22 protein-coding genes and 1 tRNA gene are annotated in these 24,501 nt (G+C 58.3%); 10 read left to right on the plus strand and 13 right to left on the minus strand.

What is annotated here, in order from left to right; translation table 11 throughout:
- The first annotated feature begins 8 nt into the window (after positions 1 to 8).
- On the plus strand, positions 9 to 491 hold the full coding sequence (locus tag BCF11_RS05740; protein ID WP_233212386.1) for a C40 family peptidase: 483 nt from the start codon (positions 9 to 11) through the stop codon (positions 489 to 491).
- 158 nt (positions 492 to 649) lie between these two features.
- On the opposite strand, the gene lpdA is transcribed toward BCF11_RS05740, so the two are convergent.
- The 10 genes from lpdA to BCF11_RS05790 form a co-directional block, all read right to left on the minus strand.
- Positions 650 to 2,746, minus strand: a complete 2,097-nt coding sequence (gene lpdA, locus BCF11_RS05745; RefSeq protein WP_098493895.1) for a dihydrolipoyl dehydrogenase — start codon at positions 2,744 to 2,746, stop codon at positions 650 to 652.
- A 76-nt stretch (positions 2,747 to 2,822) separates the two neighbouring features.
- The gene (locus BCF11_RS05750; protein ID WP_098493896.1) at positions 2,823 to 3,392 is read right to left on the minus strand and encodes an MFS transporter; all 570 of its coding nucleotides are present in this window, start codon (positions 3,390 to 3,392) and stop codon (positions 2,823 to 2,825) included.
- Between the two features lie 108 nt (positions 3,393 to 3,500).
- A complete protein-coding gene (gene aceF, locus BCF11_RS05755) occupies positions 3,501 to 4,817 on the minus strand; it encodes a dihydrolipoyllysine-residue acetyltransferase (RefSeq protein WP_098493897.1) in 1,317 nt (438 codons plus the stop codon).
- Positions 4,818 to 4,984: 167 nt separating this feature from the next.
- Complete coding sequence (aceE, locus tag BCF11_RS05760; protein WP_098493898.1) at positions 4,985 to 7,681, minus strand: pyruvate dehydrogenase (acetyl-transferring), homodimeric type; 2,697 nt, start codon at positions 7,679 to 7,681, stop codon at positions 4,985 to 4,987.
- A gap of 470 nt (positions 7,682 to 8,151) precedes the next feature.
- Entirely contained in the window at positions 8,152 to 8,598 is a 447-nt protein-coding gene (locus BCF11_RS05765) for an excinuclease ATPase subunit (protein ID WP_098493899.1), read from the minus strand.
- A 48-nt stretch (positions 8,599 to 8,646) separates the two neighbouring features.
- Positions 8,647 to 9,267, minus strand: a complete 621-nt coding sequence (plsY, locus tag BCF11_RS05770) for a glycerol-3-phosphate 1-O-acyltransferase PlsY (protein ID WP_098493900.1) — start codon at positions 9,265 to 9,267, stop codon at positions 8,647 to 8,649.
- Between the two features lie 40 nt (positions 9,268 to 9,307).
- Complete coding sequence (gene ybaK / locus BCF11_RS05775) at positions 9,308 to 9,793, minus strand: Cys-tRNA(Pro) deacylase (protein WP_098493901.1); 486 nt, start codon at positions 9,791 to 9,793, stop codon at positions 9,308 to 9,310.
- Positions 9,794 to 9,930: 137 nt separating this feature from the next.
- On the minus strand, positions 9,931 to 10,134 hold the full coding sequence (locus BCF11_RS05780) for a hypothetical protein (protein WP_098493902.1): 204 nt from the start codon (positions 10,132 to 10,134) through the stop codon (positions 9,931 to 9,933).
- A gap of 140 nt (positions 10,135 to 10,274) precedes the next feature.
- Positions 10,275 to 11,213: a site-specific tyrosine recombinase XerD gene (xerD, locus tag BCF11_RS05785; protein ID WP_199110764.1), complete on the minus strand. Its 939-nt coding sequence runs from the start codon at positions 11,211 to 11,213 to the stop codon at positions 10,275 to 10,277.
- On the minus strand, positions 11,210 to 11,743 hold the full coding sequence (locus BCF11_RS05790) for a methylated-DNA--[protein]-cysteine S-methyltransferase (protein WP_098493903.1): 534 nt from the start codon (positions 11,741 to 11,743) through the stop codon (positions 11,210 to 11,212). Before BCF11_RS05790 ends, xerD begins: the two co-directional genes overlap by 4 nt.
- A 502-nt stretch (positions 11,744 to 12,245) precedes the next feature.
- Here BCF11_RS05790 and BCF11_RS05795 point away from each other — a divergent pair.
- Positions 12,246 to 13,139 (plus strand): AEC family transporter, encoded by an 894-nt coding sequence (locus tag BCF11_RS05795; RefSeq protein WP_098493904.1) that lies wholly within the window; start codon positions 12,246 to 12,248, stop codon positions 13,137 to 13,139.
- Positions 13,140 to 13,147: 8 nt separating this feature from the next.
- On the opposite strand, the gene queG is transcribed toward BCF11_RS05795, so the two are convergent.
- Positions 13,148 to 14,281 (minus strand): tRNA epoxyqueuosine(34) reductase QueG, encoded by a 1,134-nt coding sequence (gene queG, locus BCF11_RS05800; RefSeq protein WP_098493905.1) that lies wholly within the window; start codon positions 14,279 to 14,281, stop codon positions 13,148 to 13,150.
- A gap of 57 nt (positions 14,282 to 14,338) precedes the next feature.
- Between queG and tsaE the strand changes: the two genes are divergently transcribed.
- Positions 14,339 to 14,842: a tRNA (adenosine(37)-N6)-threonylcarbamoyltransferase complex ATPase subunit type 1 TsaE gene (tsaE, locus tag BCF11_RS05805; protein ID WP_098493906.1), complete on the plus strand. Its 504-nt coding sequence runs from the start codon at positions 14,339 to 14,341 to the stop codon at positions 14,840 to 14,842.
- The gene (locus BCF11_RS05810) at positions 14,806 to 16,155 is read left to right on the plus strand and encodes an N-acetylmuramoyl-L-alanine amidase (protein ID WP_098493907.1); all 1,350 of its coding nucleotides are present in this window, start codon (positions 14,806 to 14,808) and stop codon (positions 16,153 to 16,155) included. The genes tsaE and BCF11_RS05810 overlap by 37 nt, the downstream gene beginning before the upstream one ends.
- Before the next feature lie 749 nt (positions 16,156 to 16,904).
- Here BCF11_RS05810 and BCF11_RS05815 read toward each other — a convergent pair.
- Entirely contained in the window at positions 16,905 to 17,549 is a 645-nt protein-coding gene (locus BCF11_RS05815; protein ID WP_098493908.1) for a VTT domain-containing protein, read from the minus strand.
- Positions 17,550 to 17,815: 266 nt separating this feature from the next.
- On the opposite strand from BCF11_RS05815, the gene mutL reads away from it, so the two are divergent.
- From mutL to BCF11_RS05835, 4 genes are all read left to right on the plus strand, one after another.
- Positions 17,816 to 19,687 carry a DNA mismatch repair endonuclease MutL gene (gene mutL, locus BCF11_RS05820; RefSeq protein ID WP_098493909.1) on the plus strand — a complete coding sequence of 624 codons (1,872 nt, stop codon included), beginning with the start codon at positions 17,816 to 17,818 and terminating at the stop codon, positions 19,685 to 19,687.
- A 17-nt stretch (positions 19,688 to 19,704) separates the two neighbouring features.
- The gene (gene miaA, locus BCF11_RS05825; protein ID WP_098497341.1) at positions 19,705 to 20,673 is read left to right on the plus strand and encodes a tRNA (adenosine(37)-N6)-dimethylallyltransferase MiaA; all 969 of its coding nucleotides are present in this window, start codon (positions 19,705 to 19,707) and stop codon (positions 20,671 to 20,673) included.
- An 89-nt stretch (positions 20,674 to 20,762) separates the two neighbouring features.
- Positions 20,763 to 20,839: transfer RNA gene (locus tag BCF11_RS05830), tRNA-Met, on the plus strand.
- 165 nt (positions 20,840 to 21,004) lie between these two features.
- The gene (locus BCF11_RS05835) at positions 21,005 to 22,273 is read left to right on the plus strand and encodes an integrase arm-type DNA-binding domain-containing protein (RefSeq protein WP_098493910.1); all 1,269 of its coding nucleotides are present in this window, start codon (positions 21,005 to 21,007) and stop codon (positions 22,271 to 22,273) included.
- 462 nt (positions 22,274 to 22,735) lie between these two features.
- Here BCF11_RS05835 and BCF11_RS05840 read toward each other — a convergent pair whose 3' ends face one another.
- Complete coding sequence (locus tag BCF11_RS05840; RefSeq protein ID WP_098493911.1) at positions 22,736 to 23,428, minus strand: hypothetical protein; 693 nt, start codon at positions 23,426 to 23,428, stop codon at positions 22,736 to 22,738.
- A 283-nt stretch (positions 23,429 to 23,711) separates the two neighbouring features.
- On the opposite strand from BCF11_RS05840, the gene BCF11_RS28500 reads away from it, so the two are divergent.
- Both BCF11_RS28500 and BCF11_RS28280 read left to right on the plus strand, forming a co-directional pair.
- Entirely contained in the window at positions 23,712 to 23,837 is a 126-nt protein-coding gene (locus BCF11_RS28500; protein WP_255407777.1) for a hypothetical protein, read from the plus strand.
- A gap of 46 nt (positions 23,838 to 23,883) precedes the next feature.
- A complete protein-coding gene (locus BCF11_RS28280; protein WP_233212387.1) occupies positions 23,884 to 24,501 on the plus strand; it encodes a PAAR domain-containing protein in 618 nt (205 codons plus the stop codon).

Genomic DNA, 24,501 nt, shown 5'->3' on the forward strand with positions numbered 1-24,501 from the left:
CATGTTTGATGACGATCAGAAATTTCTTTATCTGCTGCCTGGCCTTGTTGCTGGCAGCCTGCGGCGGCACCGGCTCGGTCCGCCCCGGCTCCGACGACAACACGCCGATCAGCGATAAGGGCAACGATATCGTCATCTACTCGCTCGGCCTGATCGATACCAACTACCGCTTCGGCGGCAAGAATCCGGAAGCCGGGCTCGATTGCAGCGGCATGGTCAGTTATGTCTACCGCCAGGCGGCCGGCCTCAAGGTCAACGGCAGCGCGGCCGACATTGCGCGCCAGGGCCGCTCTATCAGCAAGGCCGAGCTGCGGCCGGGCGACCTGGTGTTCTTCAATACCATGCACCGCGCGTTTTCGCATGTCGGCATCTATATCGGCGACGGCCGCTTCATCAATGCGCCGTCGACCAACGGCAAGGTACGCATAGACCGTCTCGACAACAGCTATTACGCGGCACGCTTTGAAGCTGTCCGCAGATATTTCGACTGATTGACTTCCAACAATAAAAACGCCGCTCCGATGCAAACCGGAGCGGCGTTTTTTTGTAGGGTGGGCACTCCGTGCCCACGCGGAAGCTGAGTCGACTTGAATCCCATATGCAATCCGGCGGCAATCCGGCGTGGGCACGGAGTGCCCACCCTACCTGCTTATTTTTTCTTTGGAATGAACAGGTCGGTAATCGTACCCAGGCCCATTTCAGCCGCGAACATCGGCGTTTCCGACAGGGTCGGATGAGCATGGATGGTCAGCGCCAGGTCTTCCAGGTCGGCGCCCATTTCCATCGCCAGCACGGTTTCCGCCAGCAGCTCGCCCGCATTCACGCCGACAATGCCGGCGCCGATGATACGCTTGGTGGTTGGATCCCACAGCAGCTTGGTCATGCCGTCGTCGCGTCCCATCGCCAGCGCGCGGCCGCTTGCGGCCCACGGGAAATTGGCTTTTTCAAACGGGATTCCCTTGGCCTTGGCTTCGGTTTCGGTCAGGCCCATCCAGGCGATTTCCGGATCGGTGTAAGCCACCGAAGGAATCGTCATGGCATCGAATTCAACCTTGTGGCCGGCGATGACTTCCGCCGCCACCTTGGCTTCGTTGGTGGCCTTGTGCGCCAGCATCGGATCGCCGCAGATGTCGCCGATGGCGAAGATGTGGGCGACGTTGGTGCGCTGCTGCTTGTTGGCCGGGATGAAGCCGCGCTCGTTGACGATGACGCCAGCCTTTTCTGCCGCGATTTCCTTACCGTTAGGACGACGGCCCACGGCCACCAGCACCATATCGTAGAGTTGTGGTTCCGGTGCTGCCGGCGAACTGCTGTCGGCGCCTTCAAAGGTTGCGCGCAAGCCTTCTTTCAAGGCTTCCAGCTTGGTGACCTTGGTCTTCAGGTAGATCGCTTCGTAGCGCTTCTCGATGCGTTTCTGCAGCGGCTTGACAACATCGCGGTCGGCTGCGGGAATCAGGCCGTCGGCGAATTCGACCACGGTGACCTTGGAACCTAGCGCGTCATACACGCAAGCCATTTCGAGGCCGATGATGCCGCCGCCGATGACCAGCAGCTTCTTTGGAATCTGGCGCAGCTCAAGCGCGCCGGTGGAATCGATCAGGCGCGGATCGTCGTAAGGGAAACCAGGGATTTTGGCGACCGAAGAACCGGCGGCAATGATTGCATTCTTGAAGCCGACCACCTTTGGACCATCCGCGGTTGCCACGGTGATCGTATTGGCCGAGCTGAATTCGCCCTTGCCGGTCAACACCTGCACTTTGCGCGCCTTCGCCAGCCCGCTTAAACCGCCGGTCAGCTTCTTGATGACGCTTTCCTTCCAGCCGCGCAGCGCATCGATATCGATTTCCGGCGCCGACATCTTGACGCCGAAATGCGCCATTTCTTCCGCTTCGGTGATCACCTTGGCAGCATGCAGCAAGGCTTTGGACGGGATACAGCCGACATTCAGGCAAACCCCGCCGAGGCTGGGATAGCGCTCGATCATGACCACGCTCTGGCCCAGGTCAGCGGCGCGGAAAGCTGCGGTATAGCCGCCCGGACCGGCGCCCAGCACCACGGTATCGCACTCGACATCGACCTTGCCGCCGAAACTGACGGCAGCCGGCGCGGCAACGGCAGGCGCTGCCACCGGCGCAGGCGCAGCTGCGGTAGAGGCAGCAGCGGCAGCGCTGGTGGTTTCCAGCAGCACCACCACGGAACCTTCGCTGACCTTGTCGCCGACCTTGACCCTGACTTCCTTGATAACGCCGGCCTGGCTGGATGGAATTTCCATGCTGGCCTTGTCGGATTCGACCGTGATCAGCGACTGGTCGACCTTGACCGTATCGCCCACCTTGACCATCAATTCGATGACATCGACTTCCTTGACGTCGCCGATATCCGGCACCTTGATTTCAATCGTGCTGGCGACGCCGGCAGCAGGAGCTGCGGATGCTGCAGCCGCTGCAGGAGCAGCCGCCTGCGCGGCAGGCGCGGGCGCGGCAGCAACGGCTGGCGCCGCAGCGGCGCCAGCGGCTTCCAGCACCAGGACCAGCGAACCTTCGCTGACCTTGTCGCCAACCTTGACCTTGATTTCCTTGATGACGCCAGCCTGGTTCGATGGAATTTCCATGCTGGCCTTGTCGGACTCGACGGTGATCAGCGACTGATCGACCTTGACGGTGTCGCCGACCTTGACCATCAGTTCGATAACTTCAACTTCCTTGACGTCGCCGATATCCGGGACCTTGACTTCAACCATGCTCATAGCGTTTGCTCCATGCTCTCTTCCTGCGGGAAGAAGAAGTGTGTGTGATGTGTAGTGGCGATGCCTTGTGCGCCGCTCAGGATTTCATTTCAAAACTGTGGATACGCAGCGGTGTGGCAGAACTTTTATCGAATTCGACGCCGGCATGAATACCGATCTCGGCAATCCGCTGGGCGCTGATATCCTGGTCGTAGACCGCATACATCGCCCCCAGGGCGAAATTGCGGCCGCTGCCTATGCCCCAGAAACGGTCGAAACTGAATACCTCGCGATACGAATACACCCCGAAGATGCCGTAAGGATTGGCGATCAGCGCGGTGATCTGCGACGACTCGTACGGGTCATCCTCGTCTTCCTTGGTGTTCAGGAAATACTGGTCCTTGAGGATGCCGTGCACCTTGGAAAAGGTTTCGAACACGTCTTCGCGGTTAGTCAGCTTGCAGTCTTCGCCCATGCCGGTCAGCAGCTTGCGCATCACCGGGAAATGGGCGGCGGTGCCGGCCAGGGTGATATACGATTCACCGACCTGGAAGATCTTGTTGTTGACCTCGTAGGCATGCGACAAGCGGGTATCGCCGAATGTCACCAGCGAATCCGAGGCAATCGCGATCTGCCCATTTTTTTTGACGACAACACAGGTAGTCATCATTGCTCTCCATCTGTATGCCAATTGACCGGTAGGGTGGGCACTCCGTGCCCACCCGGATGTGCGTGTTTCGGCTGCAGGGCGTGGGCACGGAGTGCCCACCCTACATTACAACAATGTCTTGCGCATATCGGCCAGGACATCGGCCAGGTAGACGCTGAAACGCGCACCCATGGCGCCATCGACCACGCGGTGGTCGTAGGACAGGGAAGTCGGCATCATCAGGCGCGGCACAAACTGCTTGCCGTCCCAGACCGGCTTCATCGAGGCTTTCGACAAACCCAGGATCGCAACTTCAGGCGCATTGATGATAGGCGTGAAAGCCGTACCGCCGATGCCGCCCAGCGACGAAATCGTGAATGTCGCGCCTTGCATGTCGGCCGGCTTCAGCTTGCCGTCGCGGGCCTGGGCTGACAACTCGCCCATTTCCTGAGCGATCTGGCCGATGCCCTTTTTGTCGGCATCCTTGATCACCGGAACCACCAGGCCGTTCGGCGTATCGGCGGCAAAACCGATGTTGTAGTACTGCTTGAGGATCAGATTTTCACCCTTGCCGTCGAGCGAGGCATTGAATGCCGGGAATTTCTTCAGCGCCGCGACGCTGGCCTTGATCACGAACGCCAGCATGGTCAGCTTGACCGGCGATTTGGCCTTGGCGTAGCTGTCGTTGGCTTGCTTGCGGAATTCTTCCAGCTCGGTGATATCGGCTTCGTCGAACTGCGTGACGTGCGGGATCATGACCCAGTTGCGATGCAGGTTGGGGCCGCTGAGCTTCTTGATGCGCGACAAAGGCAGCAACTCGGTCGGACCTTGCTTGCTGAAGTCCAGCGATGGCCATGCCAGCAGATCGAGGCCGACGCCGCTGCCGCCCTTGCTTGCGGCTGCCGCACCGTTGGTGCTGGCGCTACCTGCAATCACACCCTTGACGTAGTTCTGCACATCTTCGTGGGTGATGCGGGCCTTGATGCCGGTGCCGGCGACTTTACTCAGGTCCACGCCCAGCTCGCGCGCAAACTTGCGTACCGATGGCGATGCATGCGGGATGCTGCCGCCGGCTGGGGCTGCTGCTACCGGTGCAGGAGCCGCAGGCGCCGGTGCGCTTGCTGCTGGCGCAGGAGCCGGAGCAGCTGCTGCCGGCGCTGCAGCTGGTGCGGCGGCAGGAGCGCTAGCCGGCGCTGCAGCTGCAGCATCGGCTTCCAGCACCAGCACCAAAGTGCCTTCCTTGACCTTGTCGCCCAGCTTGACTTTCAATTCCTTGATCACGCCCGCATGGCTGGACGGGATCTCCATGCTGGCCTTGTCGGATTCGACCGTGATCAGCGACTGATCAACCTTGACCGTGTCGCCGACTTTGACCATCAATTCAATGACTTCAACTTCACTGACGTCGCCGATATCCGGGACTTTGACTTCCACCATACTCATCGCTTAGCTCCATTCATTCTGCCTGCTGTGAAGTACTACCCCATACTTCACATTCGTGGAAATTTGTGTTCGTAGGGTGGGCACACCGTGCCCACGCGGACGTCGCGGGACATCAATATCCACGGCACTGCGTGGGCACGGAGTGCCCACCCTACTATCCTATACGGTTATTGCGTGACCGGATTCGGCTTGTCCGGATTGATACCATACTTGGTAATTGCTTCGGCCACAACCGAGGCCTTGATCTTGCCTTCGTCCGCCAGCGCCTTCAGCGCCGCCACTGCCACGTAGTAGCGGTTGACTTCGAAGAATTCACGCAGCTTGGCGCGGGTGTCGGAACGGCCGAAACCGTCGGTGCCCAGGACCTTGAAGGTGCGGCCGGCCGGAACGAAGGCGCGGGTCTGCTCGGCAAAGGTTCGCATGTAGTCGGTGGAGACGATGATCGGACCGCTGCTGCCTTGCAGGCACTGGGTGATGTGCGCCACGCGCGGGGTATCCGTCGGGTGCAGCATGTTCCAGCGTTCCACGTCCTGGCCGTCGCGCGCCAGCAGGGTGAACGACGGCGCCGACCAGACATCGGCATCCACGCCCCAGTCGCTGGCCAGCAGCGCTGCGCCTTCGATGACTTCGCGCAGAATCGTGCCGGAACCCATCAGCTGGACGCGCTGCTTGTTGTTCTTGCCGCCTTCTTGCAGCAGATAGAGACCCTTGATGATGCCCTCTTCCTGGCCTTCCTTCAAACCCGGATGGCTGTAGTTCTCGTTCATCAGGGTCAGGTAGTAGAACACGTCTTCCTGGTTGGTGACCATCCGGCGCAGGCCGTCATGCATGATGACTGCCACTTCGTGCGAGAAGGTCGGATCGTAAGGCACGCAGTTCGGGATGGTCGATGCCAGCACATGGCTGTGGCCGTCTTCATGCTGCAAGCCTTCGCCATTCAATGTGGTACGGCCGGCGGTGCCGCCCAGCAGGAAGCCGCGGGCGCGCATGTCGCCTGCTGCCCAGGCCAGGTCGCCGATACGCTGCAGGCCGAACATCGAGTAGTAGGTGTAGAACGGGATCATGACCCGGTTATTGGTCGAGTACGAAGTCGCTGCCGCAATCCACGAGCTCATGCCGCCGGCTTCGTTGATGCCTTCCTGCAGGATCTGGCCAGCCTTGTCTTCGCGGTAGTACATCACCTGGTCTTTATCGACCGGCTCGTACAGCTGGCCGACCTGGCTGAAGATACCGATCTGGCGGAACAAGCCTTCCATTCCGAAGGTACGCGATTCGTCGACCATGATAGGTACTACGCGCTGGCCCAGGCTCGGATCGCGCAGCAGCGTGTTCAGGATACGCACGTAAGCCTGGGTGGTGGAAATCTCGCGGCCTTCCGCAGTCGGTTCCAGGGCGCCCTTGAATGCCGACAGTTCCGGCACTACCAGCACTTCGTCAGCTTTCTGGCGACGCTGCGGCAGGTAGCCGCCCAGCGCCTTGCGGCGAGCGTGCAGGTATTGCATTTCCGGGGTGTCGTCGGACGGCTTGAAGAACGGCACTTCAGGCAGCTTGTCGTCGGAGATCGGCAGCTGGAAGCGGTCGCGCATGGCCTTGATGGCTTCGTCGTCCAGCTTCTTGGTGTTGTGCGCAGTGTTGCGCGCTTCGCCCGATTTGCCGAAGCCGTAGCCCTTGATGCTCTTGACCAGCAATACGGTAGGCTGGCCCTTGTGTTCCTGCGCCACCTTGAAGGCAGCGTAAATCTTGTGCGGATCGTGGCCGCCGCGGGTCAGGTGCCAGATATCGTCGTCGGACATCTTGCTGACCAGCTCCAGCAATTTCGGATGCTTGCCGAAGAAATGCTTGCGTACGAATGCGCCATCCTTGGCTTTGTAGTTCTGATATTCGCCGTCGACGGTTTCCATCATCACGCGCTGCAGGATGCCTTCCTTGTCGCGCGCCAGAAGATCGTCCCAGCCCGCGCCCCAGATCACCTTGACGACGTTCCAGCCGGCGCCGCGGAAATCGCTTTCCAGTTCCTGGATGATCTTGCCGTTACCGCGCACCGGACCGTCCAGGCGCTGCAGGTTACAGTTGACCACGATCACCAGGTTGTCCAGGCGTTCGCGGCCGGCCATGCCGATCGCGCCCATCGATTCCGGTTCGTCCATCTCGCCGTCGCCGCAGAAGGCCCAGACCTTGCGGTTGGCGGTATCGGCGATGCTGCGTGCATGCAGGTACTTGAGGAAACGCGCCTGGTAGATCGCCATCAGCGGGCCCAGGCCCATCGATACGGTAGGGAATTGCCAGAAGTCCGGCATCAGCTTCGGATGCGGATAGGAAGACAGGCCGTTGCCGTCGACTTCGCGGCGGAAATGCAGCAGTTGCTCTTCAGTCAGGCGGCCTTCGAGGAAAGCGCGGGCGTAGATGCCTGGCGACGAGTGGCCCTGGATGTACAACAGGTCGCCACCATGGTTTTCGGAAGGCGCGTGCCAGAAATGGTTGAAGCCGATGCCGAGCATGTTGGCCAGCGAGGCAAAGCTGGACAGGTGGCCGCCGAGGTCGCCGTCGAGGCGGTTGGCCTTGACCACCATCGCCATCGCATTCCAGCGCATCCACGAGCGCAGGCGCTCTTCGATCTCCAGATCGCCCGGGCAATGCTCGCCCATGTGGGCAGGGATGGTGTTGACGTAAGCGGTATTGCTGGAAAACGGGATCTGGGCGCCGCGGCGGCGCGCCAGGTCAACCATTCTTTCCATCAGATAGTGGGCGCGTTCAGGACCTTCGGTTTCAATAACAGCTTCGAGCGCATCAAGCCACTCTTGGGTTTCTATGACATCTGGATCGTTGGCGGCTTGGGCCAAAACCTGGTCGAGCTGGGCTGACATGCTGAGTCTCCTGAATTTGTGCGCCTGTCCAATTTAGCATCGGATTAGCGGGTTGGGTCGCAAGCATCTACGTCACTTTGTAGACGGACGCCAAATTCTAACAGGAGTTTTTTCCATTTCCAAATAGCGATATGGCGTTTCATATTATGAAAATATGCTGCATAGCAAGGCGAATCCTCATGAAAACATCTATCTCAAAAGTAATGTCATTGGTCTGTAAGCAAAATATGCAGGCTTATTCATATGTCGCGACGCAACAATGATTACATATAGACATCATTAATTTACGACTTATAGTCAATTCGATATAAGGAATTCCATAAATCCAAATAAAAAAGCGCTGGACCGAAAATGGCCAGCGCTTTTTTTATTCTTCAAACACAATTTCCACTGCATGCAAGGTGGAATTCCGTGTTTATCAGCAACTTCCGCTGCGCGAACGGACTAAGCCCGGCCGCATCTTTTATCTTTTATTTGGCAATCTTGGCGAAATCGCCCTTCAGGGCAACGCCCGCCATGATCGCACCGGCATGGCATTCGAATTCCGTCGGACTCGAATGCTCCACATTATTGTAGTTACTGACGATGTTGGTGACCGCGTTCGCCCCCAGGTCCTGCGCCCGTTTCTGCAAACGCAGCATGGCCGACAAGAAGGCCCAGTTGCAGGCTTTTTCATCCGATTTGCCAAAGGCATTGGTTTTCTGGCTGGTCTTCTCGCTGCCCAGCTTATCCAGCAGCGCCGGCGTCGGCTGACTGCCGAAATAAAAGCGGACACTGTCGCCCAGACGGGTCTTGGCATCGTTATCCGCCATCGCGGCTGCCAGTGGCAGCATCACGACCCGGTCGGCGGCCAGGACCGGCGCCGCGCTTGACAACATCCCTGCGGCCGCAGCCAGCATCAAAATCAGATTTTTCATTTTTCCCCTTTGCATTGATAAACTCAGAAGCAGCCCATTGGACTGTAACTATGCCGCCTTGCCGCCATTCTTCTTGGCGCCGATCCGGCTTTCCTTGCCGGCCAGCAGATTGCCGATGTTCTTGGCGTGGCGGTACATCAGCAAGGCGCTCATCACCACGATCGCCAGCAGGATCATGTCCGGCCCTTCCATCAAGGCATAGAAGAAAGGCGCAAACAGGCTGGCGACCAGGGCTGCCAGCGACGAATAGCGGAAAGCATAGGCAATGATCAGCCAGGTGCCGATGGTGGCCAGGCCGAGCCAGGGATTGAGGCCGATCAGGATGCCCAGCAAGGTGGCCACGCCTTTACCCCCGGCAAAGCGGAAGAACACCGGCCACAGATGGCCCAGGAAGACTGCCACCGCGGCCAGCGCCACAGTGCCATCGCCAAGGCCGAACTGCGGCCCGTATCTTTGCGCCAGCCATACCGCCAGCCAGCCCTTGAAACCGTCGCCCAGCAAGGTCAGCACAGCCGCCGGCTTGTTACCGCTGCGCAGGACGTTGGTGGCGCCCGGGTTGTTGGAACCGTAGCTGCGCGGATCGCTCAGTCCGAATAGCTTGCTGGTGATGATGCCGAATGAAACCGAACCCAGCAGGTAGGCGCCAATCACGAATAACAATGTGTACATGCGTGTCTCTTTCTTTTTGTCTTAATCAATTTAGGGGCGCTTACTCTTCCAGCGCGCACTGGACCGTTTTCGCTTGCAGCAGATCGACCACGACCTGCGGCGCCACGCCAATCAGATAGCCGCGCCGGCCACCGTTAATATATATCTTCTGCAGGCTCAGGATGCTTTCTTCTATATAGACCGGCAGCGGCTTGCGCGTGGCAAACGGCGAAGTGCCGCCGATCAGGTAGCCGGAATGACGGTTGGCCACCTCCGGCTTGCAAGGCTCGACCGATTTATGGCCGGTCTGCCGCGCCAGGTTCTTGGTCGACACCTTGCGGTCGCCGTGCATCAGGATGATCAGCGGCCTGGCCGCTTCATCCTGCATAACCAGGGTCTTCACCACATGGTGCTCATCAACGCCGAGGGCGCGCGCCGATACCGTGGTGCCGCCGTGTTCTTCATATGCATAGGGATGTTCGGAAAAGAGCGCACCGTGCTTGCGCAGGAATTGCGTGGCCGGGGTCTCTGAAATGTGTTTTGTCATACTGGGAATTCGGATGCAGCGTCCGGTGCCGGACGCCTGCTTGCAATGATCTTTCTTAAAACCTGATGCAGCGACAGACCGCGGATAAGAGCTGTCCTCGATCCGCAATCCATGGAGTCAAGCTGCCGTCATCGTGCTCAAGGCTGCTTCGGCTCGTCGGCGGCAGGTTCGCCAGCCGCAGGTTCGCCTGCCGCAGGTTCGACGCCCTCGTCGGCTGCCTCTTCGGCCTCGGTTTCGGCGGAAGAACCCTTCTCCAGCTTGCGCTTCAGCTTTTCTTCCTTCTTTTTCTTCTTTTCTAATTCCTTTTGCCGTTTTTCATACTGAAAATTCGTTTTTGCCAATTGCGCCCCCTAAATAGACTCTTGAATGATGTAGTACAGGATACAGGAGAATAATTGGGAAGATGCAGAATTCGGCAGCGCGAAAGCTTGCCAAAGCGCCTATTTATTGTTTCATTATGGCAACTTCCATGGCCGTGATTTTACCCGCGCGGGTGATGCGCGGCATGCAAGGCTTTCAGGCGTTCCCGCGCCACATGGGTATAAATCTGCGTGGTCGATATGTCGGCGTGCCCCAGCAACAGCTGCACCACGCGCAAATCGGCGCCGTGGTTCAGCAGATGGGTGGCGAATGCGTGGCGCAGGGTATGCGGCGACAAAGGGGCGTTGATCATCGCCCTGGCGGCGTATTTCTTGATCAAGGTCCAGAACATTTGGCGCGTCATGGCGCCGCCGCGCGCCGTCACGAACAAGGCGTCGTCCATCTGGCCGTTCAGGATCTGGCCGCGCGCATCCTTCAGGTAGCGCACGATCCAGTTGCGCGCCTCTTCGCCAAACGGCAGCAAACGGGTTTTACTGCCCTTGCCGGTAATCCGCAAGACACCTTCATTCATGCCGACTTCCAGCGACTTCAGCAGCACCAGCTCGGACACTCGCAAGCCGCTGGCATACATCAGTTCCAGCATGGTGCGGTCGCGCAGGCCCAGCGGCGTATTGACGTCGGGCGCCGCCAGCAGCGCTTCCACCTGGGCTTCCGACAGCACCTTGGGAAAGCGTGGCGCCTGCTTGGCCGAGCGCAGATGCAGGCAGGGATCGACGCTGATACGGTTTTGCCGCAGCGCCAGCAGATAGAAACGCTTCAGCACCGCCAGCCGCCGGTTCGACGAGGTGGCCTTGCTGCTGTCGTGCCTGGCGAGAAAATAGGCGTTGAGGTCGCCGGCATCGACCGCCAACAGCGACTTGCTGTCCGGCTGCTCCTGCAGCCAGAAGGCAAACAGCGTCATGTCGCGCCGATAGGCTTCCAGGGAATTCTTGGCCAGCCCGTCTTCCAGCCACAGGCTGTCGCAAAACTCGTCAATGGCGCTTTGATGCTCTGCCTGCAGCACGGGTCTGGCCTCGAGCTCGGCCTTGGATCTTCTCACAGGCCGGTCACGCCTTCGTGCTGCAGCAGCCAGCGCTTGACCCGCAGGTGAAAGCCGTCGGCGTCGTCGTGGTGGGAAAAACCGCCGATGCCGCCGGAGGCAGTCACGCGATGACAGGGGATCACCAGCGGAAACCAGTTGGCGCCGCAAGCCTGGCCGACTGCGCGCGGCGCCGATTCGATCAGCTTGGCGACCTGGCCGTAAGTAAGGACCTGGCCGCGCGGTATCGCTGAGATCGCTTTCCAGACGCGCTGCTGGAAGGCGGTGCCCAGCGGCGCCAGCGGCAGGTCGAAACGGAAATCGGGCTGTTCGAAGTAACGGCTGACCTGTTCGGCCACGCGCGCCGACAATTCGTCGCTGGCGTCTTTTTCGTGGAAGGAAGGCGGCAGATAGACCAGTTCGCGCAGCAGGCCGGCGTCGGTGCGTATACCCATCGCGCCGAATGGCGCGGCGATCACGGCAGTGAAGTGCTGAGCGGGGAGCTGGCCGCCGGCAACGCGCTTCAATGGACTATCGGAATTTATATTCATACCGCTAGCATAAAATAAAAAAGGCGCATCTGTCGATGCGCCTCAAATTACTCCGTGTGCAATCCCGGCTGTTTAGACAGCTTCATTTGGACCGCACGGTCTCCTCAGTATCCCCGGTATCAATACCGTTTTTATGCACCACCACCTATAACTCTGTGATTCAAGCGCGTTGCCGCTTTTTTGCTGCTTAAAAATCCGAATCCTGTACAACCTGTCTACTACATGGCGGGAAACCAAAAACCCGGTTCAACTGCGGTAACCAGCTGCTTTTTGTCTCGCAATGTCAAATTGTGGTCGCACTGTAACAGGTGTTACCCGGATTTAACAAATAATTTATATGAATGAATTTGCGCAAACAACATAGGTTTAGACTAAACCCTTATCAAACCAATCAAATTAACTTCGATTAAATTTCCACGCGGAAATAAACGTCGCCACTGCATCGTAATTTGCCCGAAACGCCGCGCTGTACCAGACCACTTCACACAATATCCGCCTCTCCATGTATATCGTCAACCTGCTGCTTCCCGATTTTTCACTGATACTGTTGGGAGCGGTCTTGCACCGTTTCAGCGACTGGGGCAGCGCGTTCTGGACCGGTGCGGAAAAACTGGTGTACTTCCTGCTGTTCCCTGCCCTGCTGTTTTACTCCACTGCGCGCACCCCTTTGAGCTTCGACACCAGCGGCAAAATGCTGGCGGTCGGCATGTGCGCCCTGCTCGGCTCCATCATCCTCACCTGGCTGGGCAAACCCTGGATCAAGGCGGCGCCTATGGATTATGAGTCCGGCATGCAAACCGGTTACCGCTTCAATTCCTATATGGCGCTCGCGCTGGCCGCGCGGCTCGGCGGCGAGCAGGCGACCGGCATGATGGCCCTGCTGATCGGCTTTGGCGTACCTTTGTGCAATCTCGCCGCGGTGCATGCGCTGGCGCATAAAAGCGGCGGCCTGTTCAAGGAACTGTCGCGCAATCCCCTGCTGATCGCCACCGCCTGCGGCCTGCTGTATAGCTTGTGCGGCTTGCCGATGCCGGAAGTGGCCGGCGCGGTCTTGTCGCGCCTGGGCAACGCTGCGCTGGCGCTAGGCTTGCTGCTGGTGGGTGCGGGCCTGCGGCTGAGCGGCGTGCATCAAGCCAAGGCGCTATCCGCGTATTTCCTGACGCTCAAGCTGATGGCGCTGCCTGCCATGGCCTGGCTGCTGGGACAGTGGCTCGGCCTAGCGCCGTCGCAACTGCAGATCGTGGTGCTGTTCTGCGCCCTGCCTACCGCTTCCAGCGCTTACATACTGGCCGCGCGCATGGGTGGCAACGGCCCGCTGGTGGCATTCCTGATTTCTGCCGGCACCATGCTGTCAGCGTTGACGCTGCCGTTCTGGCTGTGGATGTTGCAACACTAAATGCTCGATCAGGCGCCGTGCTGCTGCAAGGCCCACGCCACATGCTCGCGCACCAGCGCTGACGGGTCGGCGCTGCGCGACTGCAGCGCCGCGATGATTTCCGGCGTGCTGACGCCCGCCGCGGCGGCGTTGCCGAGACCGACCGCCATGTTGCGCAGCCAGCGTTCATAGCCGATGCGGCGGATCGGACTGCCCTCCATGCGGCTGTTGAATTGCTCCTCGCTCCAGCCGAACAGTTCCACCAGCGTAGCCTGGTCAAGACCGTTGCGCACATCGAAATCGCCCAATGTCGATGGCTGGGCAAATTTATTCCAGGGACAAAACAACTGGCAATCGTCGCAGCCGTAGACACGGTTGCCGATCAGAGGCCGCAGTTCCAGCGGGATGCTGCCTTTCAGCTCAATCGTCAGATAAGAGATGCAACGGCGCGCATCGAGCCGGTAAGGGCCGACGATGGCCTGGGTCGGACAGACATCGATGCAGGCGCTGCACTGGCCGCAATGCGAGCTGGTGGGCGGGTCGACCGGCAACGGCAGATCGGTCAGGATTTCGCCGAGGAAGAAGAACGAACCGGCTTCGCGATTCAGCAGCAAGGTGTGCTTGCCGCGCCAGCCGAGACCGGCCTTTTGCGCCAGCGCCACTTCCATCACCGGCGCCGAATCGGTGAACACGCGGTAGCCGAATTCGCCGATTTCACCCTTGATGCGATCGGCCAGCTGCTGCAGGCGCGAGCGGATCACTTTGTGATAATCGCGGCCGCGAGCGTACAGCGACACCGTCGCCGTGCCCGCGGCGGCCGGCGCCAGCCGCGCCTGTTCGCGCGGGCGCCATTCGCCGGGCGCATCCTGGTAGCCGCGCGGCAGATAATCCATGCGCACCGCGATCGCCCGGATCGTCCCCGGCACCAATTCGACCGGACGGGCGCGCTTCATTCCGTGCGCTGCCATATAATCCATCTCACCGTGATAGCCGAGCGCTAGCCAGGCCTGGAATCCTGCCTCCTGCTCGGCGAGGTCGACATCGCTGATGCGGATATCGGCAAAGCCAAGCTCGCGCCCCCATGCCTTGATGGCGACGGCGAGCGCCGCCAGATCGGGAGGCGGCGGGGTTTTCCCGGTAAAGTGTTGCTGCGTGACGGCCATGGTTGCTGCGATTCTAAAAGACACTACTGAATTTACTATAGAGGACTATGTTACGCGATGCCGCATTTTACAACCCACCTGCATGATGAAGCCGGCACCAATGCCCTCGGCGCTGCCCTGGCGCGTGCCTTGCTGCCCGGACTGGCGATCCATTTGCATGGCGATCTCGGCGCCGGCAAGACCGCGCTGACGCGCGCCCTGCTGCATGCGGCCGGTTACCAGGGCCATGTAAAAAGTCCGACTTACACTTTGGTGGAACCTTATTCCATCCTGATAGACAAACACAGCGTCGAAGTCATGCACTTCGACCTGTACCGGATGGCCAGCCCGGATGAATTCCTGGAGGCTGGCTTCCGCGAATATTTCAACCAAAGCACCATCTGCATCGTCGAATGGCCGGAAAAAGCCGCCGCAGCGTTGCCGCCGCCCGACATCAGTATATTACTCAGCGTTTCCAGTGTTTCCAGTATTTCCAATGCGGGACGTGATGTAGAATTGCAGGCGTTATCTGATAAGGGTAGTCAATGTCTCGCTCGACTGAAATTTGCACCAAACCTCTAAAATCGAAGACCCGCCGCACCGTTCTGAAGGCGGGCGGGACCCTGCTCATTTCGGTGCTGGTGCCAAGCGTGGCGCGCGCCGCGCAAATTGTCGCAGTTCGAGTCTGGCCGGCGGATGACTACACCCGCGTCACCCTGGAAAACGATTCGGACCTGAAAACCACGCACTTCGTGGTGCAGAATCCGGACCGCATGGTGGTCGACATCGAAGGCATCGAACTGAATGCGACGCTGAAGGAACTGGTCGCCAAGATCCAACCCAACGATCCCTATATCAAGCAAGTGCGCGTCGGCCAGAACCGTCCGGGCGTGGTGCGGCTGGTGTTCGACCTCAAGGAAGAGGTCAAACCCCAGGTCTTCACCCTGCCGCCGGTGGCCGGCTACCAGCACAGGCTGGTGTTCGACCTGTATCCGGTCAACCCGCCCGATCCGATCGCGATGATGATCGAAAAAGGTGAATGGCCCTCCGCCAATCCGGGCGAAGTGGCGCCGCCTGTGGCCCAGACCAAGCCAGATCCGAAGCCGACGCCGCCGTTGCAGCCGCAGCCCGAGCAGCCGCAGATTGCCAAAATCGATCCCAAGCCGGACCGTACTTCCAACCTCACGCGCATGATCACCATCGCGCTCGATCCCGGCCATGGCGGCGAAGACCCGGGCGCCACCGGCAGCGGCGGCAATCACGAGAAACACGTGGTGCTGTCGATCGCCAAGCGCCTCAAGGCCAGGATCGAACAGCAGCCGAACATGCGGGTGATGCTGACGCGCGACGCCGATTTCTTCGTGCCGCTCGGCGTGCGCGTGCAAAAAGCGCGCAAGGTGCAAGCTGACCTGTTCGTCTCGATCCACGCCGATGCGTTCGTGACGCCGTCGGCGCGCGGCTCGTCGGTGTTCGCCCTGTCGGAAAAAGGCGCCAGCTCAACCGCCGCGCGCTGGCTGGCCAACAAGGAAAACTCGGCCGACATGATCGGCGGCATCAACATCAAGAGCCACGACCGCCAGCTGGCCAGCGTGCTGCTCGACCTCTCGACCACGGCGCAGATCAGCGACAGCATGAAACTCGGCGGCGCGGTGCTGGGCGAAATCGGCGGCATCAACAAATTGCACAAGGGTTCGGTGGAACAGGCCGGCTTTGCCGTGCTAAAGGCGCCGGATATTCCGAGCATCCTGATCGAAACCGCGTTCATCTCGAATCCGGAAGAAGAAGCCAAGCTGACCGACAACGCCTACCAGGACCAGATGGCGGATGCGATCCTGAAAGGCATCAAGAAGTACTTTGCCCGCAATCCGCCGCTGGCAAGGAATATCCTGACCTGAGCTGCTTCATGCCGCGCAGGTATGATATCAAAACAGCAATGACGCAAAACAATAAGGGCGCGCTGCAAATCTTGCAGCGCGCCCTTATTTCATTTTCAACCGCAGTCGCTTGCCTAGTCGTAGGGCGGGCACTCCGTGCCCACGCAGTGCAGCGGACATTCGCGTCCTGGGCTGCGTGCCCCGCTACGTCCGCGCGGGCACGGAGTGCCCACCCTACCGGTAATTTGTTGTGATTTAAGGAAGTATCAATAGGCCTGTACGCCCATTTATTCAGGGCGCGTGACTAGCTTGCCTAGTCGTAGGGTGGGCACTCCGTGCCCACGCAGTGCAGCGGACATTCGTGTCCTGGACTGCGCGCCCCGCTACGTCCGCGCGGGCACGGAGTGCCCACCCTACCGGTGATTTGTTGTGATTTAAGAAAGTATCAATAGGCCTGTGCGCCATTTATTCAGGGCGTGTGACTAGCTTGCCTAGTCGTAGGGTGGGCACTCCGTGCCCACGCAGTGCAGCGGACATTCGCGTCCTGGACTGCGTGCCCCGCTACGTCCGCGCGGGCACGGAGTGCCCACCCTACCGGTGATTTGTTGTGATTTAAGGAAGTATCAATAGGCCTGTGCGCCCATTTATTCAGGGCGCGTGACTAGCTTGCCTAGTCGTAGCGTGGGCACTCCGTGCCCACGCAGTGCAGCGGACATTCGCATCTTGGACTGCGCGCCCCGCTACGTTCGCGAGGGCACTGAGTGCCCACCCTACGCGCCGCGCATCTTCTTGTAAAACTTCCACAAGCCGCCCAGCGCTACCGGCACGATCGCCGCGCCGACCCCGACCAGCACGATGGTGTTCAGATGATCGCGGATCACAGGAATATTGCCGAAGAAGTAGCCGGCCGCGACCAGGCCGACCACCCAGATCAGGGCGCCGGTAATATTGAAGAACTGGAATTTGGAGAAATTCATCTCAGACACGCCAGCCACGAACGGCGCGAAAGTCCGCACGATAGGAACGAAGCGCGACAGGATGATGGTCTTGCCGCCATGGTGCTCATAGAAAGCGTGAGTCTTTTGCAAGGCCGCCTTGTCCAGCCAGCGGTAGTCATGGGTATAGACCTTGTGCCCGATCAGGCTGCCTATCCAGTAGTTGAGGGTGTTGCCGGTGGTTGCGGCAATGATCAGCAAGCCCATCAGCGCCCAGATATTCATCTCGCCGGTGGCGCAAAAGGCGCCGCCGATAAACAGCAAGGTATCGCCGGGCAGGAAAGGCAGCACCACCAGGCCGGTTTCGCAGAAAACGATCAGGAACAGGACCATGTAAACCAGCGTGCCATACTCCCTGATCAGGAAGCCGAGGGATTTATCGACGTGCAGGATGACATCGATGAATTGCATAAAGTCCATAGTCTGAGTTCCTCAGTTAACCGCTTTTATGTTTGAAAAGTCTTATGCACACTGACTTTCCTTTGTTGAATTAAGTTCACCCGCCTGAGCGAAACGCGGCAGGCGCGTCGTGCAATCCTGCCGGTGCGGCCGGTAAGTCCCGCCAGCTTTTGCTCAGGGCGCGCCGGAATAATACACTACCGAAGACTGGACAAAGGCGGTTTTGGCAATTGTTTGCGCACGCAAGCGCAGCCAACCGGCAGCGCCGGCTTCGGTATAATCGCTGCATGAACGCACCGCTCTCCCCTATCCGCTCCATCCAGCAGCTGCCCGACAACCTGATTTCGCAAATTGCAGCAGGCGAGGTGGTCGAACGGCCGTCCGCCGTGGTCAAGGAATTGCTGGAAAACGCCCTGGACGCCGGCGCCAGCCAGATCACGGTCCGCCTAGAACAAGGCGGCGTCAAGCGCATCGCCATCACCGACAACGGCCGCGGCATCGCGCCGGAGCAATTGCCGCTGGCGCTGGCGCGCCATGCCACCTCAAAAATCACCTCGCTGCACGACCTGGAAAACGTCGCCACCCTGGGTTTCCGCGGTGAGGCACTGGCCTCGATCGCCTCGGTATCGCAGCTGACCTTGACCTCGCGTACTGCCGACGCCGCGCACGCCTCGGAGATCGACGGCAGCACCCAGGCAGTGACGCCCTCCTCCGGCGCGCAAGGCACCACGGTCGATGTCCAGGACTTGTATTTCAATACCCCGGCGCGCCGCAAGTTCTTGAAATCCGAGCAGACCGAATTCGGCCATTGCGCCGAAGTGGTCCGGCGCATCGCACTGGCGCGGCCGGATGTTTCCTTTTCGCTGACGCACAACGGCAAGACCGTCGATCACTGGATCGTCACCGAAATCGGCAAGCGCAGCGCCAGCATCCTCGGCAACGAATTCGCCAACGCCCGCCTGGCGCTGGACGAAGCCGCCGGCCCGCTGCGCCTGCATGGCTTCGTCGGCCTGCCGACCGCCTCCAAGGCGCGCGCCGATGCCCAGTATTTCTATGTCAACGGCCGCTTCGTGCGCGACAAGCTGCTGGTGCACGCGGTGCGCGCCGCCTATCAGGATGTGCTGCACGGTGACCGCTATCCTTCGTACGTGCTGGGTCTGGACCTCGATCCGGCGCTGGTCGACGTCAATGTCCACCCCTCGAAAATCGAAGTGCGCTTCCGCGACAGCCGCGCGGTGCACCAGTTCGTGTTCCATGCCGTCAGCCGGGCGCTGGCGCAGACCTCCGCCACCTCTTTCGGTGCGACGCCGGCGCCGCTGGCATCGCCTAGCGGCGCCATGCCCTGGATCCGCGGCTCGCAGGAACATCTGCAAGCAATTCTGCAACCCGGCGTCTCGCAGGTACCGCAGCAGCAAACCTCGTTCGGCCCGCAATTCGCCCACGGCGCCAGCGGCGTCGCCCAAAGCACCGCCAACTATGGCGCATTGTTTGCGGATTCCGCGCACCCGGCCAGCGATGGCGTTCCGGGTTATCAAGCGTTGCCGCAGGCTGCCAGCCAGACGCTGCCCAGCGACGATTTCCCGCTCGGCTTCGCCCTGGCCCAGCTGCACGGCATCTACATCCTGGCGCAAAACACCAAGGGCTTGGTGCTGGTCGACATGCATGCCGCCCACGAACGCATCCTCTACGAACAGCTAAAAGGCGCACTGGATGAAGACGCGATGCAAGTGCAGCCGCTGCTGATCCCGGTCACCTTCTTTGCCGATGCGGTCGAAGTCGGCACCGCCGAAGAAAACCAGGAAACCCTGCATGCGCTCGGCTTCGACATCGCCGCGATCTCGCCCACCACGCTGGCGCTACGTTCGGTGCCGGCATTGCTGAAGAACGCCGATGCCCAGACGCTGGCGCGCGACGTCCTGCGCGATGTGCGCGAGTTCGGCGGCTCCCGGGTATTGGTGGAACGCCGCAACGAACTGCTGGGCACGCTGGCCTGCCACACCGCGGTGCGCGCCAACCGCAGCCTGACGGCGCCGGAAATGAACGCCCTGCTACGCCAGATGGAAGCCACCGAACGCGCCGACCAGTGCAACCACGGCCGCCCGACCTGGAGCCAGCTGGCGCTATCCGACCTGGATAAATTTTTCCTGCGCGGCCAGTGATGGCGGAGCAAAGCAGCATGTCGTCATCCCTGGCCACACCCTCGCAAAAGCCGCTGGTGGTGGCCATCATGGGCCCCACCGCCTCCGGCAAGACCGCCTCGGCGCTGGAAATCGCCCGCCATATTCCCTCTGAAATCATCTCGGTCGATTCGGCCCTGGTGTACCGCGGCATGGACATCGGCACCGCCAAGCCCAGCCGCGCCGAACTGGACGCGGTGCCGCACCACCTGATCGACATCATGGAGCCGACCCAATCCTATTCGGCCATGCAGTTCCGCGACGACGCCCTGCGCCTGTTCGCCGACATCCATGCGCGCGGCAAGCAGGTGCTGCTGGTCGGCGGCACCATGCTGTATTTCAAAGCCCTGCGCGACGGCCTCGACGCCCTGCCGCAAGCCGATCCGGCGCTGCGCGCCCGGCTCGACGCCGAAGCCGCCGTGATCGGCGTGCCCGGCATGCACGCCAAGCTGGCGCTGCTCGACCCCGCCACCGCCGAACGCCTGAAGCCCAACGACAGCCAGCGCATCCAGCGCGCCCTGGAAATCATCGAACTGAGCGGCCAAACCATGTCCTCTCTGCTGACCAACCAGCCGGCGCCGGAACTGCCCTTCGAGATACTGCCGATCGCCCTGGAACCGTCCGACCGCAGCGTCCTGCACGGCCGCATCGCCCAGCGCTTCGACCTCATGCTGGATCCACAGAGCGGCGGCCTGATCCATGAAGTAGAAACCCTGCGCGCCCGCGGCGACCTGCATCTTGGCCTGCCCTCGATGCGCTGCGTCGGCTACCGCCAGACCTGGGAATACCTGGACGGCCAGTACGGCTACCAGGAAATGCGCGAAAAAGGCATCGCCGCCACCCGCCAGCTGGCCAAGCGCCAGCTCACCTGGCTTCGCGCCATGCCGGAGCGGATCGTGATCGACTGTATCGGCGATCAGGTGGCGAATACGGTGCTGGAGACCGTGGTAAGCGCCCTGAAACGCTGACAATACGACCTGGTTGCCATTTTGTAGCATCGCAAACCTGTTTTTCTTGACAGCATTTGAAGAAATGCGTCATAATTTAGGGCTTCATTGGTGATATAGCTCAGTTGGTTAGAGCACAGCACTCATAATGCTGGGGTCGGTGGTTCAAGTCCACCTATCACCACCAAGAACACGTTTCAAGAAGTCCAGCAACGTACAATAACCCGCCTCTAGCCTAGTGCTGATGCGGGTTTTTTGTTTATCAACGTCCAACAAGGTGCATTGACATCAATCTTTTTTGCATATACGTTTGAATATATGAAAACGTATATAGAAACAAGGTATATGCAAAATGCCTAAATTAGCTAAGCCACTGACCGATATCCAAGCACGCACTGCAAAGGGTGGCATGAAGCCAAAGGGGTTTAGTGAACGGTTAAAGGATGAGCCCACCGACAAACCCTATACGCTGCCTGATGGCGGTGGACTACACCTATTAGTCAATCCTGATGGCGGTAAATATTGGCGCATGCAATTCCGCTTCGGAGGCAAGTCACGACTGCTAGCCTTCGGGAAATACCCTGGCGTCTCTCTTTCCGCTGCTCGAGACCTGCGCCAACAGGCCCAGACACGTATCAAGGCAGGTATTGACCCCGCACAAGTTAGGCGAATTGAAAAAAATCAGAGGGCGACGAACTCCGCCAATACATTTGAAGCCGTAGCTAGAGAATGGCATGCAAACAAAATCGAATCATGGCAAGAGCGCACCGCTAAAAATGTTTTGCATCGGCTGGAAAAGGATGTCTTTCCTTCAATTGGGAGGCATCCCATTGCAGACATCAAAGCACCGACCGTGCTGGATGTATTGCGTCAGATCGAAAATCGAGGGGCTTCCGATATGGCGAAGCGGCAACTGCAAGTCTGCGGTCAGATATTCAATTACGCCGTCATCTCAGGAAAGGCCGACATCAATCCGATACCAAACCTGAGGGGTGCGCTCAAATCAACAGCTAGAGGCCACCACGCAGCGATTACGCCGGATGAACTACCGGAATTTATCCGTGCGTTTGAGGAGATTGAGGGGCGCATGTTTGTACCAACTAGCGTAATGTTCAGAATCATGATGATGACGTTTGTTCGAACAAGCGAGTTAACAGAAACTCCATGGTCAGAGATCGACCTAGAAAATGAATCATGGGTAATCGACTGGCATCGCATGAAAATGGGAAAGAAGAAGCTCAACCCTCGCAAAGTAAATCATCATGTATTTTTACCGCGTCAGGGCTGGACATTGTTACGCAAATTGCACGCCAAGACGGGCAATAATAAATATCTGTTCCCGAATCAAAGAAACCCAGAACAGCATGCAACGAACTTTGGAATACTGGCGGCACTAAAACGTATGGGCTACAGCGGAAAAATGACTGGGCACGGATTTAGATCATTGGCCATGGGCGTGATTAAAGAGCGTTTAGAATATCGGCATGAAGTGGTAGACCGTCAGCTATCTCACGCTTCCGGTGACGTCTACGGTGAGGCTTATGACAGGGCATTGTTCCTTGAAGAGCGTAAGGTGATGATGCAGCAATACGCAGATTACCTAGAAAACGTGGCCAAATGATCCTGCCCCCCGGGGGCCAGTTTTTTTTTGCCAGAAATTCCCGGAATAATTTCCTATGTTTGTCCTATGCTGTATCGCGCGCATGATACCCATACGATAAACATCCAGCTCAGAGGGTTCGGGCCGATATTTGATGAGACCGAGAAACTAGAATTTATGCGGAATTTCAGGCTATCGTGCGCAATTGGAGTGCAGCAGATTTGAGAACTGATGAGACGGATACCCGAACTGGCGTCAAATTGCTGGACCGGACGATGTCGGCGAAATAATCAGCGCTTCCCCCATACATCCCTCCAAGTTATTGAAGGGATGTAAAATAATAGTGCCTGTCGATGAACGCACTGGTTTTGGAGACCAGCAAGTTTCAAGCGATTCCCCTTTTTGTCAGGACTTGGTTTGGAATCAAGTCCTCCACCGTGCAAGGTAAAGAGGCGTCGGCAGGTCTTTCCGACTTTTGTTTTCTCAAATATCACTGTCCCCTCCAAATAACTCCCCTGCCGCTAGTCCTTTGATTTGTGCCTCCGTGGCTGAGGATACGCTTGTTGGCGGCGGCGGAACAACGGGCAATACTGGTGCGACCCCGGATAACATAACTCCAGCTATCGACGCAGGAGGTATCGATGGTTTAGGGATCAATGCGGCCTCAGGATTTACAATATCTTTTGCACCTATTTCATGGCCTCGTTCATAGAGTCGCATTAGCAGACTTTCGGCAATTGAACTCTTTTGTTTCCAGATAACCAGATGTGGATTCAGAATAAGAACGTAGTGGAACTCCCCAGCCGAGCCTTCCTTGCACTTAATAAACCCAAGATCACTTAACGCTTTCATGCGTTGACGCCAAGTAACCACAGCTCGCTCCCCGGAAAAACCAGCTTCAGCGGCAAAAATTGCAGGATTTTCAATAGTCAGCATCGGATCATCCCAAGCCCGACACCAGAGCACAAAATAGGTGAGGCCACACGGCTTGTTTTTCGAGAGGCTGTCTATGATTGCCATCACAATTGCGAGAGTACGCGGGATCGTAGTGAAGCCGTCATTACGCTTCCGAAGCCAGAGCCATTCTTGGGCAACTTCCGGGAAAAAATTTTCCCTAAGCCCCTTCGCTCGTTCGGTCATATTGTTCTTTTTTGTAGCGGCTTGTGTCGCGTTCATAAGATTTCCTTCGCTGCATGTTGTCATCTAATGATTCGAATTCTCACCTACTTCAAAGCGAATGCCAACGTACGAATAATCCTAACTGGGTAGAGCTTGGTTAGCTTTTTAGTGTTAATACATTATTGTAGTACGCACAAATAATGTCAACTCACGTAATGAGTTAGATCGATTCATTTATTTTTTAATATGTAACATATTGATATTAAACAGAATTTTAAAAAAAATGCGTGCTCCGATTGCTCTGGTACTCGTAAATGTACTCGATGTGCTGATAGTCATCATGTTTGAAAGCGACGGTGTTAGCAGAAAGAGTGAAATCTTTGATGAAAAATACGAAAATAGCTACGGGATTTTGAAAAAATGGCTGAAGCCGCCAATAGCCGACCAAGCTCCACTTGCAATATAATTAATCTTCTGCAAGGATAGCCTTGGAGTAATTTTAAGGATGGGCTATGGCAATGCGTAAAATTGTCGTTGTGAGCGACAAGACAACTACAAACGGCATGATTCTGCCGAATGCAAATTCAACGTTCTCTTTAGGTGATGCTGGGCACAAGGCGGCGCTAATTGGTGGGCAGGCAACGTGCTTAGCCTGCAAGAGCGAGGGAGTCATTGCTAAGGCTGGAGGGCCACGCCGGATGCAATTCATGGGCGAGGTGGCATTGGAAAACGACATTGTTATATGTGGCTGCCCAGTCCATCCGAAACTCATAGCAAACCTACATCAAACGATGACCTACGATGACGGCATAGAGTCATCTGGTCCCGTATCGCCTCCTACAGGTGCTGGTGCAGCGTCTGCTGCCGTAACGGCAGCTACAGCAATTGCCTCTACTGTCGGCACTCAGAATGCCCAAGAAAAGCAAGGTAAGCGTTTCCTGTTTCAAGATAGCGAAACCGGAAAGCCATTGGTTAACCGCGCATATCTTGCCAAAATTGGAGGCGCACAGCAGAGCGGTGTTACTGATGGTGATGGGTATGCCAATGTCGATGCAGCTCCTGGGCAGACCATTCAATTGCATTTAATTTTCAATGCCCCTACAGGCGCGTTGATGCACGGAGAGGCTTGA

Origin of the sequence: Collimonas sp. PA-H2, from assembly GCF_002564105.1 — a bacterium.
Classification (GTDB): domain Bacteria; phylum Pseudomonadota; class Gammaproteobacteria; order Burkholderiales; family Burkholderiaceae_D; genus Collimonas.